The organism is Novacetimonas hansenii, assembly GCF_014843995.1.
In the GTDB taxonomy this organism is placed as follows: domain Bacteria; phylum Pseudomonadota; class Alphaproteobacteria; order Acetobacterales; family Acetobacteraceae; genus Novacetimonas; species Novacetimonas hansenii.
This window is the reverse complement of sequence record NZ_CP062147.1, coordinates 2,930,496-2,949,033: the sequence shown is the minus strand read 5'-3', so window position 1 is coordinate 2,949,033 and position 18,538 is coordinate 2,930,496. Positions and strand designations below refer to the sequence as shown.

Below are 18,538 nucleotides of genomic sequence, written 5' to 3'. Positions count from 1 at the left end.
ACGTGGCGGCATGGTAGCCATCGCGTCCGGGGCAGGTTATCGGACAAAGGACGGATGCGCGGCCATCGCGCCCGGCCTTCATGCGGGATAGAGGTATATATGAGTGTCGCCCCCTATGCTGTCCAGATCGCGACCGCGCGCGGCCGCCTTCACAAGGAGGCCGAAGCCCCCACGCGCACGCCATGGCAGCGCGATCGGGACCGCATCGTCCATTCCGCCGCCTTCCGGACCTTGCAATACAAGACGCAGGTATTCCTGAATCACGAAGGCGATTTTTTCCGTACCCGCCTGACACATTCGCTGGAGGTGGCGCAGATTGCGCGTTCCATCGCACGCAGGCTGCACCTTGACGAAGACCTGACCGAAGGGCTGGCACTGGCGCATGATGTCGGTCACACCCCCTTTGGCCATGCGGGGGAGGAGGCATTGTCGGCGGCGATGCAGCCATGGGGCGGGTTCGATCATAATACGCAGTCCCTGCGACTGGTGACGATGCTGGAGCGGCATTATTTTGCTTTTGACGGGCTGAACCTGACATGGGAACTGCTGGAGGGGTTGGCCAAGCATAACGGGCCGGTGGACCATCCCACGGCCTATGTCGCCGATTATGCCGCCCGCCACGGGCTGGAACTTGGCAGTTTTGCTTCGGCGGAGGCACAGGTCGCGGCGCAGTCGGACGATATCGCCTATCACGCCCATGACCTTGATGACGGGCTGCGCGCGGGTCTGCTGCACCTGCCCGATCTGGAGGATTTGCCCGTGGTGGGCGATGCCCTGGCCCAGGCACGGCTGGTGCAGCGCGAGGTCGGGGCCGAACGGTGCGGGGCGAATGACCCACGCCTGCGGCACGAGACGATCCGCCGGGTCATCAACGTGCTGGCCACCGACCTTACGGCACAGACACAGCGTAATCTGGAACGCCTGTCGCCCACCTGTGCCGATGACATCCGCCATGCACCCTATCCCGTGGTGGCATATAGCGAGGCGATGCGCGCGGCGAATCTGGAAATCCGCAAGTTCCTGTATGCCCGGCTGTATCGCCACTGGCGGGTAAACCGCATGACGCGCAAGGCGCGGCTGACGGTCGAATCGATTTTCACCATCCTGTCGGAAAACATGACGCTGCTGCCCGATGGCTGGCGCGAAGATGCGCTGGCGGCGCGTGATGCCAAAAAGATGGCCGATGCGCACCGGGTCGTGGCGGATTATATAGCCGGGATGACCGACCGTCTGGCGATGGAGGAATATCGGCGGTTGACGGACCTGTCCTCGCCGGGGTGAAACAGCATGGCATCATGCCATGCCCCGTTTCGGGATATGGCCTGTGTGCCGCGTTATGTTTTCCGGGCCTGTGGCTCCGGGTGTCAATTTTGGGAAACCGCACCACATGTCTGACAGTCTGTTCGTCCGCTATCTTTCGCATGTGCGCGAGGCACTGGGCCAGGTCGTGCCCGATCTGCCCCCCGCCATCGTGGCGCGGGTGGAGGTCACGCCCACGCGCGATCCATCGCATGGCGACCTTGCGACGAATGCGGCGCTGCTGGTGGCGAAGGTCGCGCGACGCAAACCCGCCGACATCGCGGCGGACCTGGCCCGTGTGCTCGAATCCGTGCCCGGTATCACCGCGGCGCAGGCGGCAGGGCCGGGATTTGTGAACCTGAAGCTTGCCCCGGCGGTCCTGCAGGAGGTCGCGGCACAGGTGCTGCGTGCCGGCGACTCCTATGGTGATGGCCATGTGGGTGACGGTGTGAAGGTCAATGTCGAATATGTCTCCGCCAATCCCACGGGGCCGATGCATGTCGGGCACTGCCGTGGCGCGGTGGTGGGGGACGCGCTGGCGAACCTGCTGTCGAAGGCGGGATATGGCGTGACCAAGGAATATTACATCAACGATGCCGGGGCGCAGGTCACGGCGCTGGCATGGGCTGCATACTGGCGTTACCTGCAGGCGATCGGCACCACGTTGACGCAGGATGAATTCGCAGCCCTCGTGCCCGGCGGCATCCAGTATGGCGGCGATTACCTCGTGCCCGTGGGCGAGGAACTGGCCGCCCGTCATGGCACGTCGCTGGCGGCCGATGGTGGTCGGCCCGCACCGGTGGATGTCTGGATGCAGACCGTGCGGACCGAAACGGTGGCGCGCATGATGGCCATGATCCGCGAGGACCTCGAAGCACTGGGCGTGCATCACGACGTCTTCACCAGCGAGGCGAAGATCCTTGCGGATGGGGAAACCAACCGTGCCATCGACCGCCTGACGGCCAAGGGCCTGATTTATGAAGGTGTGCTGGAACCGCCCAAGGGCAAGCTGCCCGAGGATTGGGAAGCACGACCGCAGACGCTCTTCCGCTCCACCGAATTCGGTGATGACGTGGACCGTCCGCTGCGTAAGTCCGACGGGTCGAACACCTATTTCGCCAATGATATCGGCTATCACGCGGACAAGATCGCGCGCGGGGCCGATGTGCTGATTGACGTGTGGGGCGCGGACCATGGGGGCTATGTCACGCGCATGAAGGCCGCCGTCGCGGCGCTGGGGCAGGATGGGAAGCCTGAACTTGACGTGCTGCTGTGCCAGATCGTGCGCATTGTGCGTGACGGGCAACCGGTGCGCATGTCCAAACGTGCGGGCACATTCGTCACCCTGCGTGACCTGATTGACGAGGTCGGGCGCGATGCCGTGCGCTTTACGATGCTGACGCGCAAGGCCGATGCGCAGATGGAATTCGACCTCGACCAGGTTGTGGCGCAAAGCCGCGACAACCCGGTCTTTTACGTGCAGTACGCCCATGCGCGCTGCTGCTCCGTACTGCGTGGCGCGGCCGAACTGGCACAGGCGGGCAGGCTTGCGGGCGACCTGTCGGCGGAGGCGCTGGCCGCGCTTGATCTGTCGGGGCTGTCGTCGGATGCGGAACTGGCGCTGCTGGGGCGCATGGCACAGTGGCCGCGCGTGGTCGAAAGTGCGGCCATCGCGCATGAACCGCATCGCATCGCCTTTTACCTGCAGGAACTGGCGGCGGATTTCCATGCGTTGTGGAACCGTGGGCGTGATGACGCCACCCTGCGTTTCCTGCATGAGGATGACGCCCAACTGACGCGTACGAAACTGGCACTGGTGGAAGCCACGGCGCGTGTGATCCGTTCGGGTCTGCGCGTCCTTGGTGTCGAGCCGGTCAAGGAGATGCGATGAGTTCAGCAGACCCCACCGATCGTAACCCGCACGAGGATCGGATCAACCGCGAGCGTGAGCGCATGAGCCCCGATTACGGGGACGAGGATGACGCCCCGCGTGCGCCCATGGAACCGCCCGAATCCGGGGCGGACCGCCGTGGCGTGCGTGGGCGTGGGATCATGTCCACCGTAAGCGGGCTGCTGGGTTCGGGGTTGTTGGGTGGCAACGACCCGATGACGCGCAAGCTGCTGTTCGGGGCGGCGGGCCTTGGGGGGCTGCTGATCGTGTTCGTGGGCGGGTGGTCGTTGTTTGGCCATCACCAGAACGGCATTCCCGTAATTGGTCCGCCGCCGGGTGCGTTGCGTGTCAAACCGGCGGACCCGGGCGGGATGCAGGTGCTGGGCGCTGATGGCCCAGGCGTGGGGGATGGTGGCGGCGACGGCGCGCATATGGCCCCCGGCCCGGAACAGCCGCGCCCCGACGCCATGGCCCGCCAGTATGGGCAGACGGAGGCACCGGCAACCCCCGCCCCGGCACAGGCAGGCGCCGCCGCGCCGGGCGTGCAGGCCACGCCGCTGGCTTCGGCGCAGACAGAGGAGGGGGCGGCGCCATCCACCGCTGCGAGCATCCCTGCTGCTGCCACCCCTGCCGTTGCACCCCCGCAGCCCGCGCCGCAGGCGACGGAGGAGGCGGACGGGGCATCGGATGAAGATGACCATGCCCCCGCTGCCGCGCCGTCCGGCGCGCATCATGGTGCCGTTTCGCATGCGGCGGGCGGGCAGTATGGCGTGCAGCTCGCGGCACTCGACAGCGAGGCGGCAGCCCGGAAAAGCTGGGGACGGCTGCAAAGCCAGTATGCCTCCCTGTTTGGCGATCGCCAGCCCGCCATTGTCCGCGCCGAGCATAACGGGACTGTGTTCTATCGCCTGCGTGTCAAGGGATTCGCCTCCACCGCGCAGGCTTCTGCCTTCTGCCAGCAGGTCAAGGCGCACGGACTGGCCTGTAACCCGGTCCGGTTCTGAGCCTGCGGCATGATCGTTTTTCATGCCGGTCGCCGGGAATGCCCCCATGTCCGCTGAGGACGTGGGGGACCGGGGGGATATGGAGGATGCGGCCACGGCGGAGGGGCATGCGCCGGTCGTGATGTCCCCGGTCCTGCACCTTGACGGGTTCGACGGGCCGATGGACCTGCTGCTGGAGCTGGCGCGTGCGCAGAAGGTTGACCTGTCGCGCATTTCCATCCTCCAGCTTGTGGAGCAGTACCTTGCCGTAGTCGATTCCGTGCGTGACCTGCGGCTGGAACTTGCGGCCGACTGGCTGGTCATGGCGGCGTGGCTGGCGTGGCTGAAATCACGCCTGCTGCTGCCCGCGCATGACGAGGATGCCTTGGATGCGGAGGAGGCGGCAGGCGCATTGCAGGCGCGGCTGGTGGAACTCGAACGGATCGGTCTGCTGGCGCGCTGGCTTGGGGCGCGGCCCTGCCTCGGGCATGACGTGTTTGAACGTGGGGAGGCCGAAGACCTTGTGGAGGTCGACCGCTCCGGCCTTGCGGTGGATATCGCCCAACTGATGCGTGGTTACATGACGGCCATGCGGCGGCATGCGCGCAAGCGTGCCTATCGCCCGCGGCAGTTCCATTTCTGGACGGTGCAGGATGCGTTGCGCCGCCTGCGTGACCTTCTGGGCGCGGACATGGTGCCTGACTGGTGCGGCCTGGATGCGTTCCTGCCCACCGCGCGTGAGGCGGGGCGGATGGACGCACCGCAGGAGGACGAACGCCGTGCGCAGCAGCGTGCGGCGGTGGCGGGCACGCTGCTTGCTACGCTGGAGATGGCCAAGAGCGGGATCATAGAATTACGCCAGAACGAGGAATTCGGCCGCATTGAACTGCGCCGTAACCCGCAGGCCGAAATACTGGAGACAGGAGTGCAGACGGCATGACGACAATCCCGCCCGATGAGGACCCTGCCGCACCCCGGTTGCCACTGTCCGGTGGGTCCGCCATGGATGTGCCATCGCGGGATCGCGCATCCCATGGGGATGACGGGCGCGAAGGCGGGGACAGCCCGGCTGTGGCGGCGGGGATGGTGGTGTCGGACATGTCCGTACGTCTGGTGGAGGCACTGATTTTCGCACGCGCCGAACCGGTCAGTGAACGCGCCATTGCGGAACTGCTGGAAACGCAGGGCGATATCCCTGCCGGTGTGGACGATCTTGCCGCCTATACCCGTGCGACGCTTGATGCGTTGCTGGCGCTGTATGAGGGGCGCGGCGTCATGCCGGTGGCGGTCGCGGGCGGGTGGCAGTTCCGCACCGCGGCCGACCTTGCGCCACGCCTGACGCGGGTTCTGCGCCGTCCGCGCAGGCTGGCCCGCTCCACCATGGAAACGCTGGCGATCATCGCCTATCACCAGCCCTGCACCCGCGCTGAGATCGAGGGGATACGTGGCGTGTCGCTGAGCCAGCAGGTGCTTGATACCCTGCTGGAGGCCGAACTGGTCATGCCGCTGGGGCGCAAGGAGGTGCCGGGGCGGCCGATCCTGTGGGGGACATCGTCCGGGTTCTTGCGGCATTTCGGGTTGCGTGACCTGCGTGACCTGCCGCGCCGGGAGGAACTGCTGGTGGATGTGCCCGACCTGCCATCGTCTGGTGCCATCGACGAGGGGCAGGGGAGCGCCGATATCTTTGGGCAGCCGGATGCGGTGGGGGCGTTGCCCGACGACATGCAGCCGGAGCAGCCCGGTGCGGCCGGGGATATAACAGGGGATACAACAGGGGGTGTGGCAGGGGATGCGGCGCATGCGGAGGCCGTGTCCGATGATGCGGTTTGCGCCCCGCCCGATGCGTGATAGGTCTGCGGACAGGTTTATGCACGCAGTGCGACGGGTTGGTGGGATGCTGGTCCCGGCAGGTGGTTTTACTGCCTGCGCGGCAGGAGAGGGCAGGGTGTCATGTTCGATTTCGCGTGGTCTGAATTTGCCCTGATCGGGGCGGTGGGCCTGTTGCTGATCGGGCCGAAGGACATGCCGGTGGCCATCCGCACGGTAACGGGCCTGATCAAGAAGGCGCGCAAGATGGCGGCCGAATTCCAGACCCATGTCGATGAAATGGTGCGCGAGGCCGACCTGACGGAGGCACGTGACCAGCTTGGCCGCCTGCGCAGGATGAATGTGCGTGACCAGATCATGCGCGCGGTCGATGGTGATGGCAGTTTGCGCCGCGCGCTTGATGACCGGCCACTCGACGCCGGGACGGCGTTGTCCGCCCCCACCATCACCCCGCCGCCGACAGGTGGGGATGCGACATATCCGCCGATGGACGAGGTTGCGATGCCATCGCGTTATCGCGCGCCAACAGCGGTGCCGGGCATCGCGTCATTGCATGATGATCCTGTCACATGGCCCGTAATGGCCGGTCCGCCCGCGCCGGATTTCGTGCCGCCACAGGTCGCGCGCCGGATTGCCGATGAACGCGCGCGCCTGCACCCGCCCGCGTTCCTGCCGCCGGTGCGCGTGATCCATGCGGGCCACCGCGTCGCCCCGGCGCGCGCGGCCGATACGACCAGTTCCTGAATGTCTGGCCCATGCCGGGGGATACGACGCTGAACGACGATAAGCTTGATGACCAGCCCATGCCACTGCTTGAGCACCTTGTGGAACTCAGGCGACGCCTGTTGTGGTCGGTCGCGACCTTCGCGGTCTGTTTCGCGGTCTGTTATTATTATTCGACCCAGCTTTACATGTTCCTCGCGCGGCCGCTTGCGGACATCATGCGCCAGCAGGGCGAACAGCCGCACCTGATCTATACCGCGCTGGCGGAAGCGTTCTTTACCTATATGAAGGTGGCGTTCTTTGGCGCGGCCTGCCTGTCCTTTCCCATGATCGCCATACAGGCATGGATCTTCATCGCGCCGGGCCTGTATCGCAGTGAAAAGCGCGCCTTTGCGCCGTTTCTGGTCGCGACCCCGGTGATGTTCGCGCTGGGCGCGTCGCTGGCATATTATTTCGTCTTTCCCGCCGCATGGAAATTCTTCCTCTCGTTCCAGAATGCGGGCGGCCATGGGGCGGATGGCATCGCAATCCAGTTGCAGGCCAAGGTGTCTGAATACCTGTCGCTGGTGATGAAGCTGATTCTGGCGTTCGGCACCGCCTTCGAACTGCCGGTCGTACTGACGTTGCTGGCGCGGGTGGGGCTGGTGACGGCGGACGGGCTGGCGCGGGTGCGGCGTTATGCCTATGTCGGGGCATTCGTGATTGCCGCTGTCCTGACGCCGCCCGACGTGATTACCCAGACCGGTCTGGCGGTGCCGATGATCGGGCTTTATGAAATTTCCATCGTCTGCGCGCGCATGGTCGCCCCCCGTCGCGTGGACGAGACCGAGGAGGATTCCTGATGCATGACCTGCGCGCCCTTCGCGCCGACCCCGACGCGTTCGACGCCGACCTGACCCGGCGGGGCGAAGCCCCCGTTGCGCACGTTCTGCTTGAACTGGATCGCGACCGCCGTGCCGCCGAAACCGCGTTGCAGGAATGTCAGGCCCAGCGCAAGACCCTGTCGAAGGAAGTTGGCGCCCTGCGCCGCACCGGGGCCGACAGTTCGGCGGTGGAGGCGAAATCCGCCGCCCTGCGCGACCGGATGGAGGAACTGTCCACGCAGGTGGCCGATCTGGATACGAAACTGCGCGGGACGTTGGAATGCCTGCCCAACCGCCTTGATGCGGGTGTGCCCGATGGCCGGGACGAAAGCGCCAATGTCGTGTGTCACACCTGGGGCACCGTGCGGGAGATGGGCTTTCCCGCAAAGGAGCATTTCGAACTTGGCGAGGCGCTGGGTCTGATGGATTTCGAAACCGCCTCACGCCTGTCGGGCGCGCGGTTCGTGGTCCTGCGTGGTGCGCTGGCGCGGATGGAGCGCGCGTTGGGACAGTTCATGCTGGACCTGCATACACGTGAAAACGGGTATGACGAGACTGCCGTCCCCGTGCTGGTGAATGACGAGGCGATGTATGGCACTGACAAGCTGCCGAAATTCGCGGACCAGTCCTTTCGCACGACCGATGGCCGCTGGCTGGTGCCCACGGCGGAAGTGCCGCTGACGGCCTCGGTCGCGGGGGAAATCCTGTCCGCCGATACACTGCCGCGTCGCATGGTGGCCCTGTCCTCATGCTTTCGTAGCGAGGCCGGGGCGGCAGGGCGCGATACGCGCGGCATGCTGCGTCAGCACCAGTTCCAGAAGGTGGAAATGGTGTCCATTACCGCACCCGAAGATAGCGAGGCGGAACATGAGCGCATGACCCGCTGTGCGGAAATGGTGCTTGAACGTCTGGGCGTGCCCTATCGCCGGATGCTGCTATGTGCGGGGGATACCGGTTTCGGCGCGGCCCGTACCTTTGACCTTGAAGCATGGCTGCCGGGGCAGAAGGCGTGGCGTGAAATCTCGTCATGTTCGACCACCCGTGATTTTCAGGCACGCCGCATGAATGCCCGTTACCGTGCGGCGGACGGGAAACCCGCTTTTGTCCATACGCTCAATGGTTCGGGGCTGGCGGTCGGGCGCACCCTGATCGCGGTGATGGAAAACGGACAGAATGAAGATGGCTCCATCACGGTGCCGGAGGTGCTGCGGCCCTATATGGGGGGGACGGACATCATCAGGGCTGGCGTGAAATAAGCTGTGTGATGGGGCAGCGATCCGCAGGAGGCTGCCCCTGCCCCCTCCGATGGTTGTGCCCTTGTGTACGGGGGGTAAAAAGTTTGTCCCGATACCCCATGGGAATGATGCGAGTTCTTGACAGAGCTTTTTTAAAAAAAGCTTTGCAAGTCAGCATATTTTCAAAAGATAAAAGTTAATGTCTGAAGATGTCCCGTTTCGTCTCAATGGGCTGTTTTCAGACAGGGCCTTATGAGCGACTGTGTAAAAAGTCAGCCTCGATAACATACTGAAATTATAAAAGTTTTTGGTGAAGCTTTTTCTAAAAAGCTTCGAAAGACGCTGCCTTTTTGAAAAAAGACAGCATCCAAGAATTTTTCTTGTTTTCAAACAGTCTCTGAACGGATCACGGTGCAGGGAGCACACGCCCTGCGCTATGTCTCATATGTTGATGGCGCCGCCTGTGGGCGCTTATTTCCTGCGCCGTGGCCTGCCACGTGGGCGCTCGTCGGCGCGGGGGCTGCGATCCGTGCGGTCGTGGTGACGGCGACGGGGGGGCATCTGCGGCAGTTCGGCGCGTGTGCGCGTACTTTGCTGACGCAAGACCTCCTCGATCCAGTCATTAAGGCGCGTGGTCGCGATTTCCGCATTCTCCCGGTCGGGATAGGCATCGGGAAAGCGTAGCGCCAGCCACCGCCATGCCACCAACCGTTTGTGGCGTTTTTCCGCGCGTTCCAGTTCGCTGCGTTCCGCCCGTTCGGCAGGTGGCAGGCGGCCGGTGCCCGGTGGCGGCACGGCATGGCCCGCCGCGTGGTCCGCAGCCCATCCCACCAGGCGCTGTATGCCATTGTCGCGGTCATCGACCGGGCACATCGCATAGACCCAGCGTTGCGCCAGCGTCAGCCCCTCCACCCCTTCGAGGGCTGTTGCGATGGCGAAGGCCTGTTCCATATTGGCCAGCCGGTAATTCGGGTCATCGCGGCGCAGGACGGCGCGGCGGATGCGCACCAGCACGCCGAACAGGCTGTCGGAACCGATTTCGGCGGCGACCGCCTGTACGATATCCGCGTCGGGCTGCACCTGTGGCCGCAGGTCGTCAAGCTGGGCCGGTGGGGCGGCCAGCATGGCATGAATGAAGGACGGGCTGCCGACCCCCTCCAGCACCGAGACGATGCCCTTTTCATGCTTGCCAAATCGTCCGGCACGACCGCCGATCTGCTTGACTTCCTGCGCATTGAGATCGCGCGTCTGCGTGCCGTCGAACTTGCGCAGCGCGGCAAAGACCACGCGGCGGATGGTCAGGTTCAGCCCCATGCCGATCGCATCCGTCGCGATCAGGATGTCGGCCTCCCCCCGGTTGAAGCGCTGGGCTTCCGCACGGCGCACTTCGGGGCTGAGCGCGCCATAGACCACGGCCACGCGCCTGCCATGCGCAAGCAGCAGCGCACGCAGGTCCAGGACCTCGCGCCGGGAAAAAGCAATCAGCGCGTCATGGGGTTGCAGGTCCTGGATACGCACCGGCATGTCGGCGGCGACAAGCGGGCTTTTGCGTTCCAGATGCACTTCGTCCACCGGGTCGCCACACAGTTCGGCAATGCGCCGGACCATGGGGATGCAATCCGGTGCGCCAAGGATGAACAGGTGCCGTGCCGGTGCCCCCATGATGGCCGCTGTCCATGCCGCCCCACGGTCTGGATCGGTCAGCATCTGTGCCTCGTCGATGATGGCGACATCGACGGGATTGTTCAGCGGACACATTTCCACCGTGGCGGCAAGGTGGCGGCTGCCGGGGACGTCGATCCGTTCCTCGCCAGTGGCGAGCGAGGTGGGCACGCCGCGCGCGGTCAGGGATTCGCGGAATTCATGCGCCAGCAACCGTAATGGCGCGAGTGCCAGCCCGCTTTCCGCACGTGCGAGTGCATCAAGCGCGGTATGTGACTTGCCGCTGTTGGTCGGGCCTGTCACCAGCGTGATGCGGCGTTTCAGCGCACGTGCGGTGGTGAAATGCGCGGCATAGCGGTCAAGGGCAGCAACCTGTGCGATCACGGCATTGCCCACGCGCCGGTCGCCCAGGTCGGGGGCCAGCGGCGTGGGGGTGCCGCGTTCGGTATGGTCATGCCGCCATGCCTGCACCTGCGGGCGCAGGGCGATCAGTTCGGCGGGATCGAACTCCCACCGTTCCTGCCCATCCCTTTGTGGCACGCGGCGTGCGACCGGCAGGCGCTTTTCCGCAATCCAGCGCAGCGCCTCACGGTGGGAGCAGCGCAGCAGGCCGGGCACCTCGGCAAAGGGGACAAGCTGCGTCTCCCACTCCCGCAGGCGCTGGACTTCCTCCTTGCGGCGGGCGCGGGCGGTCTGTTCGATTTCCTCGCGCCGGTTGCGGGTGCGGGTGTCGGCGTCCTCCACCTCACGCGCGAAGGCGTTGGCATCAGGCAGGTCGAAGGCGTCCGCCGCCGCAAGTGCGAGCGTGCGCAGTTCCGCCGCCGCCAGAATACGCCCCGTGCCATCGAACAGGTCGGTGCGCACGTTGTCCACCGCCGCGCGCGCGCTGTCGCCCTGATCGCGCAGGCGCGCGCGCAGCACCGGGCGCAGCGCGGCCAGCAGGCGGGCGTCGTCGGGTTCGGGGTCGTCAAGTGTGCTGGCCGCGCTTTCGGCATCGGCACGCGTGACCCAGACCTGCCCCGCGCGGCGGGTCATGTCCATCAGGCGCGATCCCCACGGCTTGCGCCGCAATGTACACAGCGCCGTGCGGAACGTGTCCGCGTCGATATGTTCCGCCCCCGGTTGCAGCAGGCGCGCGATGATGCGCTCCAGCTTCTGGCGTTCGCGGGTTTCCACATTCAGGCCGGTGGCCGCGATGGCCGCGTCCATGGCGATCAGGGCAGGCGCCGCACGGGCGGGAAGATCAGATGTCATGCCTGCCTATGTGCGTCATCCGGGGCCGCACGACAATGTCCCGAACACGGCGAAGGGCACTCAATTCGCACCCTGGCCCGCGTCGGGTGGGGCGAAAACCGTCCATTGCATGACGGCGGCTGGGTCGCATCAGACGCAATTCTGCTTCCTTCGCGGCGATTTATGCAGGTTTATGCTGGAACACAACGCGTCAGAAGCCTAAACATTCCCGCCTTGGAAAAATTGTCGCCGGACGCATATGACAGGGGAACCTGTCGCGCGTCCGCGTCAGTCGGGAGAATAATGACCTTATGTCGGATACGTTGATCACGCCCGCCGCTGATGCTGTCCCGTCCGGACTGGCGCCGGTGGAGGGGCAGCCGGGTGTTTATCACCTTGCCCCGCCGGTCAAGGAATATGGCCACCTGAACGCGGAAACGGTGTTGACGGTCCATCACTGGACCGATCGCCTGTTTTCCTTCACCACGACGCGTGACCCCGCCCTGCGTTTTGAAAACGGGCAGTTCGCGATGATCGGGATCGAGGTTGAGGGAAAGCCGCTGTTGCGTGCCTACAGCATCGCCAGCGCGAATTACGAGGACAACCTCGAATTCCTGTCCATTGCCGTGCCCGATGGCCCGCTGACCTCGCGCCTGCGTCATGTGAAGGTGGGGGACAAGGTCCTGATCGGGCGCAAGCCGGTGGGGACGCTGTTGCTGGATAACCTGCGTCCGGGCCGCAACCTGTATTTCCTGTCCACGGGCACGGGCCTTGCCCCGTTCATGAGCCTTATCAAGGACCCGGAATGCTATGAGCGGTATGAGCATGTGATCCTGAGCCATACGGTCCGTGTCTCGGGCGAGCTGGCCTATTCCAACCATATCCGCCATGAACTGCCGCAGCACGAGTTCCTTGGCGAGGATGTGTCGGGCAAGCTGCTGTATTACCCCGCCGTCACGCGTGAGCCGTTCGCCGTGACCGATCGCATCACCAAGCTGGTCGAGACGGGCAAGATCTTCACGGATCTCAATATCCCCGAACTGGACCCCGAACATGACCGCGTCATGATCTGCGGTTCGCCGGAGATGCTGGCGGATACGGAGAAAATGCTTCAGGAACGCGGCTTTGACGAGGGTAATAACTCCCGCCCTGGCGCCTATGTCGTTGAAAAGGCATTTGCTGAACGTTGATTGAACGCAGGCCGCGACCTTCCTGCCCGTCGCATGCGATCTGGGGGCGGGAATGGTCGTGGTTATGGCCGGGCATCCTGTGATGCCATGGTGCACTCCGGTGCTCTCCGGCGGCGCGGGCGGGCGCGTGTTGTGTGCCCGGCCGTAAAACCCGGCCATGGCTGGGGCTGTGTTAAAAAACGTCCCGGATGAAAAACATGTTTTCGGATCTGGTCCCGGCCCTGAAAACCGGTGGCGTCTTTCGAGGGGTTTTCCGGGAAAAATTTCACCAAAGACTTTCCTGATGATGACAGGATGTTTCCGGGGGCTTTCCCCCGGATCGGTCTTTTCAGGTAACGGGATGCGGCGGTTTCCATGGCGTATGATTTTGATCTGTTTGTGATTGGCGCGGGGTCCGGTGGGGTGCGGTGCGCGCGTATCGCCGCATCCCATGGGGCGCGTGTCGGCGTGGCCGAAAGCAGCCATTGGGGTGGCACCTGCGTCAATCTTGGCTGCGTGCCAAAGAAGCTGATGGTGCAGGCCAGCACATATGGTGCGGATGTGCGCGACAGCCACGGATTCGGCTGGGATACGCAGCCGGGGCATCATGACTGGGCTGCGCTGATCGCCGCCAAGGACCGTGAGATCTCGCGTCTGAATGGCATTTATGTCTCCATGCTGGAAAATGCCGGTGTGCGGTTATTTACCGGCCATGCCCGGCTGGAGGATGCGCATACCCTTTCCATCGGTCCGTCCACGCTTGATCCCGATGTCGCCCCGCGTCGCATTACGGCACGACGGATCGTGATCGCGGTGGGATCAACGCCGTTCGTCCCCGATCTTCCCGGCATTGAACATGCCATCACCTCCGATCAGGCCTTTCACCTGCCACGCCGCCCGGAACGGGTCTGCATTGTCGGTGGGGGGTATATCGGGGTGGAATTCGCGGGGATCTTTGCGGGGCTGGGGTCCACCGTTGACCTTGTCTACCGCCCGCACCAGCCATTGCGCGGGTTCGATGCCGACCTGCGCGCCGCCCTGCACGAGGCCATCGACCTGCGTGGCATCAGGCAGCATCGCGGCACCACCCCCACCGCGATTGAACGCCGTGCGGATGGCGGTTTTGTCGTCACCCTCAACCATGGCGACCCGATCGAGACGGACTGCGTCTTTTTCGCCACCGGACGGCGGCCCAAGGTCGCGCAGCTCGGGCTGGAAGAGGTCGGGGTCAGGACGGTATCGGGCGGCCGGATCGTGGTGGATCGCCACAGCCAGACCTCGGTGGAGGGGATCTATGCCATTGGCGATGTGACCAACCGTCTGAACCTGACGCCGGTTGCGATCGCGGAAGGTCACATCCTTGCGGATCACCTGTTTGCCGACAGCGTGCGTGAATGGTCATTCGCCACGACGCCCAAGGCCGTATTCTTCAGCCCGCCCGCCTCCAGCGTCGGCCTGTCGGAGGAGGAGGCCGCCCGGAATGGCGCGGTGGACATCTATCTCAGCCGTTTTCGCCCCATGCGCAACACCCTGGGCGGCAGCCCGCAGCGCACGGTGATGAAGCTGGTGGTGGATCAGGCCAGCCAGAAGGTCGTGGGGGCGCACATGCTGGGTGATGACGCGCCGGAAATCATGCAGGGACTCGCGATTGCGGTGACGGCCGGGCTGACCAAACAGGACTGGGACCGCACGATCGGCATTCATCCGACCTCGGCCGAGGAATTCGTGACCATGCGCACCCGCACGCGCGAGACGCCGCATACCCCGGCATAGCCGACATCCGTCCGGCCCTTGTGACCTGACGGATGTGCAAAAGGGCAGTTAGCGTGGCGCGACCCAGCCATTGCCGGTGGAATCACCAAGCTGCCCGTCGCCGTTGATGCCGCTGGCCTGATAGGAAGAGCCAAAGCGCGACAGGTCGGTCCCGGTGACGGAATCACGATGGACATGTTCGGCATGGTCGGGGTCGGGACCATGGTTCAGTTCCATCGACGGCGCATCCTGATAACCGGGGGGCAGGTGGCCGCGTTGACCATGGACGGTCATGCGGTCGTTGCTGTTGTCCGAACCGGAATCCTGGTCCGATGATCCGGGGGCGGCGTTGGCGCTGACACTGACCAGGCACAGCCCCGCGGCAAGTGCTGTCATGAGTTTTCCACGCGACATGAGCATGGTTCGGTTTCCTTCCGCTTTCGGCCATTACAATGCCAATTCCCGCCACGCGGCGTAAGTCACGTGGCAGCAGGCCATCCATGTTGATGTGTCATATGGAACGAACCGGGCGATAATGCGACCGTCAATGATGCATTGACCCGCATGATGTGGCGATCGGGCAACGCCATGCGGGACATATAATAACAGCGAATATGCCCCCGGCATAACAAGATGCTTTGCCAGCGGGGGTTTTTTAGACATAAAGGCAACCCCCTGTGGGCAGGCAGGCGGATGGCAGATCCGCGCCCAGGGGTGAATATCGTTTTGACCAGAGGACACAGGACACGACCCATGAGTGCGACGCACATGAAAAACAGCACCGCGCGGCAGAACTGGACGCCCGGAAGCTGGCGGTCGTTTCCCATCAGGCAGGTGCCGACCTATCCCGATCCCGCGGCGGTGGAGGCGGTGGAAGAGCGGCTGCGCCGTTACCCGCCGCTGGTGTTCGCAGGTGAAGCGCGCCGCCTGAAATCCCATCTGGCACAGGCCGCGCGGGGGGAGGCGTTCGTCCTGCAGGGTGGGGCCTGTGCCGAAAGTTTCAGTGAATTCACCGCCGACATCGTGCGCGACACCTTCCGCGTGCTGTTGCAGATGGCGGTCGTGCTGACATTCGGCGCCAAGGTCCCGGTCATCAAGCTGGGCCGTATGGCCGGACAGTATGCAAAGCCGCGTTCGTCGGACACCGAAACACGTGATGGCGTGACGTTGCCGTCCTATCGCGGGGACAATATCAACGGCGCGGCGTTCACCGCCGAATCGCGCATTCCCGATCCGTTGCGCATGGAAACCGGATATTTCCAGTCAGCGGGCACGATGAACCTGCTGCGCGCGTTCGCGGGTGGCGGCTATGCCAACCTGCATGAGGTGCATCGCTGGAACCTCGGTTTCGTCGAACGTTCAGCCATGGCGCAGCGGTACGGGCAGCTTGCCGAACGTATTGGCGAAACACTGGACTTCATGGCGGCGTGCGGCCTGACGACCGCGTCAACCCCCCAGCTTGACGAGACGGAGTTCTATACCTCCCACGAGGCGCTGCTGCTGGGGTATGAGCAGGCGATGACACGTATCGATTCGACATCGGGGGAATGGTACGACTGCTCTGCGCATTTCGTATGGATCGGTGACCGCACACGCCAGCCCGATGGCGCGCATGTGGAATTCCTGCGTGGCGTGCGCAACCCGATCGGCATCAAGGTCGGCCCCACCACGGGCATCGAGGACCTGGAGCAGTTGCTCGATATCCTCAACCCCACGGACGAGGCGGGGCGCATCTCGCTCATCTCGCGCATGGGGGCGACAAAGGTGCGCGACCACCTGCCGCAGCTTCTGCGCAAGGTGCAGGCGACGGGGCGGACGGTCACATGGCTGTGCGATCCGATGCACGGCAATACCAGTTCGACGACGAATGGGGTAAAGACCCGCTCGTTCGACGCCATCTTGGCGGAAGTAAAGGGCTTTTTCGACGTGTTCGAGGCCGAGGGCGGTTTCCCCGGCGGCGTGCATTTCGAAATGACCGGCCAGAACGTGACGGAGTGCATCGGCGGCGCGCAATGCCTGACCGAGGATGACCTTGGCGAACGGTACGAGACATTCTGCGACCCGCGCCTGAATGCCGAGCAGTCGTTGGAAATGGCGTTCCGCCTTGCGGAGGAACTCAAGACCCGCCTGCACCGCGTGCCCGCCGGGGAAAAGTAAAGCCCCGCCACAATGGCGGCATTGACGGAGGAAACATGTCCAGTCCCGACCATGACGCGTCTTCACCCGGGGAGGGCCACGGGGATGGCGGCCTGCCGGGCGGGACATGTTCTTCCCCTCTTTACGGGGTGCCGGATGGTGCGGCCATAACGGCGCGCACCGATGCCTATTTCAACCGCACCCGTGAAATCGTCTCCCATTTCGGGGACTGCACCGTTACCTATGCGCTGTTCCTGCGTCGGCCCGTCGTCTCCGCCCCGCGGCTGATGACCGACTGGCTGATGCAGGTCGCCCGTGCGCGCGGGATTGCGGTCACGTGTGACGTGATATTCCCCGAAGGGACATGGGTGGGCGCGGGGGAACCCCTGGCCTATGTCACGGGGTCGTTCGCCCACCTTGCGGATCTTGAAACCCTGCTGCTGCAACAGTTGGGGCCGGTCTGTGTGGCCGCGCACAATGCGTACCAGATGGCGCTGGCACTGCCGAACGTGCGCTTCATGGCGATGGAGGCGCGGCACTGCGCGGGGTATGAGATGCAGGTCCAGATGGCCTATGGCGCGTCTGTCGGCAGCAGGGCGGCGCAGGCCGAAGGTGCGCTGGGTTTCATCGGCGGGGCCAATGACGCCACCGCGCCCTATTTCGACACGGCCTTCGGCCTTGGCACGATGCCGCATGCGCTGATCGGCTATGCCGGGTCCACCCTGCGCGCGGCGGAGATGTTCCATACCGTCTATCCCGATTCGGACCTTGTGGTGCTGGTGGATTATTTCGGGCGGGAATTGACGGATGCGCTGGAGGTCTGTCGCCGGTTTCCAGATCTTGCGGCGGCGGGACGGCTGAGTGTGCGTCTGGATACCCATGGTGGCCGTTTTCTGGAGGGGCTGGACCCGCAGGGATCGTATGCCGCGCTGGAACGCAATACGCCGGGCACGATCCGGCGTTACCGGTCGGACAAGGAGCTGCGCTATCTCGTCGGCACCGGGGTATCGGCCGCCGCGATCTGGCGCATGCGCGAGGTGCTGGACGCTGCGGGTTTCCCACATGTGCGCATCGTCGCATCTTCGGGCTTCAGCGTGGAAAAATGCCTCAGCATGGCGGATGCGCACGCACCGGTGGATGTGATCGGCACGGGGTCGTTCATCCCCGATCGTTGGTCCGAAACCTATGCCACGGCCGATATCGTCGCCTATGACGGGGAACCGCGCGTAAAGGTCGGGCGGGAATTCCTGCTGCGTCATGCGCGCGGGCGCGATACGGTGCGCCATTCCTGACCGGCGGGGCGGGGCATTCATGCCCCGGTTCGCCGTTGATTCCAACGAAAGGCCTGATCGTGTCGGAAAACCTATTTGCTCCCGAAGGGGGCTGGCGTGTGCGTATCATCGACCTGTCCGGTGGTGCGGAGGATAATATCGTGGAGGAGGTGGACGGTTTCCCCGACCTGATCCACGCCAATGCCTTTGCCCGTGCCTATGTCCGTGACAGTATCGAACGCTGCCGCAGCGCGGGCCTGTCGCCCAAAGAAGTGCTGCAGGCATGGTTTGCCTATGGCGAGGACGCGGAGGTGCTGGAAGCCGGTGAAAATGGCTGGCGTTCGGCCAATGAACTCGACGATTTTGCCGCCCATCGTGCATCCGCCATGGAACGCGACTGGCGTGCGCTTGACCCCCGCCGGGCGGAAGAGGACGACGACGCGGATTAAGCCCTTTCGCCATATGGCGCGTCCTGGGTGTGATGGTGCATCTGG

General features: G+C 64.4%; 15 protein-coding genes. 13 read left to right on the top strand and 2 right to left on the bottom strand.

Features of this window, described 5'->3' with window-relative positions:
- The first annotated feature begins 99 nt into the window (after positions 1 to 99).
- The 8 genes from IFJ82_RS12855 (at position 100) to serS (ending at position 8,842) form a co-directional block, all read left to right on the top strand.
- Positions 100 to 1,281 (top strand): deoxyguanosinetriphosphate triphosphohydrolase, encoded by a 1,182-nt coding sequence (locus IFJ82_RS12855; protein ID WP_192264838.1) that lies wholly within the window; start codon positions 100 to 102, stop codon positions 1,279 to 1,281.
- Between the two features lie 106 nt (positions 1,282 to 1,387).
- Positions 1,388 to 3,190 (top strand): arginine--tRNA ligase, encoded by a 1,803-nt coding sequence (argS, locus tag IFJ82_RS12850; RefSeq protein ID WP_075596013.1) that lies wholly within the window; start codon positions 1,388 to 1,390, stop codon positions 3,188 to 3,190.
- Positions 3,187 to 4,194, top strand: coding sequence for an SPOR domain-containing protein (locus tag IFJ82_RS12845; RefSeq protein ID WP_192264837.1), 1,008 nt, complete (start codon positions 3,187 to 3,189; stop codon positions 4,192 to 4,194). Before argS ends, IFJ82_RS12845 begins: the two co-directional genes overlap by 4 nt.
- A 79-nt stretch (positions 4,195 to 4,273) precedes the next feature.
- A complete protein-coding gene (locus IFJ82_RS12840; protein WP_048859157.1) occupies positions 4,274 to 5,113 on the top strand; it encodes a segregation and condensation protein A in 840 nt (279 codons plus the stop codon).
- Between the two features lie 143 nt (positions 5,114 to 5,256).
- Positions 5,257 to 6,021: an SMC-Scp complex subunit ScpB gene (gene scpB, locus IFJ82_RS12835; RefSeq protein ID WP_192266537.1), complete on the top strand. Its 765-nt coding sequence runs from the start codon at positions 5,257 to 5,259 to the stop codon at positions 6,019 to 6,021.
- Positions 6,022 to 6,123: 102 nt separating this feature from the next.
- Positions 6,124 to 6,744, top strand: coding sequence for a Sec-independent protein translocase protein TatB (tatB, locus tag IFJ82_RS12830; RefSeq protein ID WP_003617999.1), 621 nt, complete (start codon positions 6,124 to 6,126; stop codon positions 6,742 to 6,744).
- 11 nt (positions 6,745 to 6,755) lie between these two features.
- Positions 6,756 to 7,565 carry a twin-arginine translocase subunit TatC gene (gene tatC / locus IFJ82_RS12825; protein ID WP_003618000.1) on the top strand — a complete coding sequence of 270 codons (810 nt, stop codon included), beginning with the start codon at positions 6,756 to 6,758 and terminating at the stop codon, positions 7,563 to 7,565.
- Positions 7,565 to 8,842, top strand: coding sequence for a serine--tRNA ligase (serS, locus tag IFJ82_RS12820; protein WP_062808646.1), 1,278 nt, complete (start codon positions 7,565 to 7,567; stop codon positions 8,840 to 8,842). The genes tatC and serS overlap by 1 nt, the downstream gene beginning before the upstream one ends.
- Positions 8,843 to 9,292: 450 nt before the next feature.
- Here the strand turns inward: serS and IFJ82_RS12815 are convergent, their stop codons facing one another.
- Positions 9,293 to 11,737 (bottom strand): helicase-related protein, encoded by a 2,445-nt coding sequence (locus IFJ82_RS12815; RefSeq protein ID WP_192264836.1) that lies wholly within the window; start codon positions 11,735 to 11,737, stop codon positions 9,293 to 9,295.
- Between the two features lie 290 nt (positions 11,738 to 12,027).
- Between IFJ82_RS12815 and IFJ82_RS12810 the strand changes: the two genes are divergently transcribed.
- Entirely contained in the window at positions 12,028 to 12,906 is an 879-nt protein-coding gene (locus IFJ82_RS12810; protein ID WP_003618006.1) for a ferredoxin--NADP reductase, read from the top strand.
- 354 nt (positions 12,907 to 13,260) lie between these two features.
- A complete protein-coding gene (gene gorA, locus IFJ82_RS12805; protein WP_192264835.1) occupies positions 13,261 to 14,658 on the top strand; it encodes a glutathione-disulfide reductase in 1,398 nt (465 codons plus the stop codon).
- Positions 14,659 to 14,706: 48 nt separating this feature from the next.
- Here the strand turns inward: gorA and IFJ82_RS12800 are convergent, their stop codons facing one another.
- The gene (locus IFJ82_RS12800) at positions 14,707 to 15,057 is read right to left on the bottom strand and encodes a hypothetical protein (protein WP_003618011.1); all 351 of its coding nucleotides are present in this window, start codon (positions 15,055 to 15,057) and stop codon (positions 14,707 to 14,709) included.
- Between the two features lie 333 nt (positions 15,058 to 15,390).
- Between IFJ82_RS12800 and IFJ82_RS12795 the strand changes: the two genes are divergently transcribed.
- The 3 genes from IFJ82_RS12795 to IFJ82_RS12785 are packed head-to-tail and all read left to right on the top strand — an operon-like array spanning position 15,391 to position 18,493.
- Positions 15,391 to 16,794, top strand: a complete 1,404-nt coding sequence (locus IFJ82_RS12795; protein ID WP_062808650.1) for a class II 3-deoxy-7-phosphoheptulonate synthase — start codon at positions 15,391 to 15,393, stop codon at positions 16,792 to 16,794.
- Between the two features lie 35 nt (positions 16,795 to 16,829).
- Positions 16,830 to 18,065: a beta/alpha barrel domain-containing protein gene (locus tag IFJ82_RS12790; protein WP_225578667.1), complete on the top strand. Its 1,236-nt coding sequence runs from the start codon at positions 16,830 to 16,832 to the stop codon at positions 18,063 to 18,065.
- A gap of 59 nt (positions 18,066 to 18,124) precedes the next feature.
- Positions 18,125 to 18,493, top strand: coding sequence for a hypothetical protein (locus tag IFJ82_RS12785; RefSeq protein WP_040511575.1), 369 nt, complete (start codon positions 18,125 to 18,127; stop codon positions 18,491 to 18,493).
- The last annotated feature ends 45 nt before the right edge of the window (positions 18,494 to 18,538 follow it).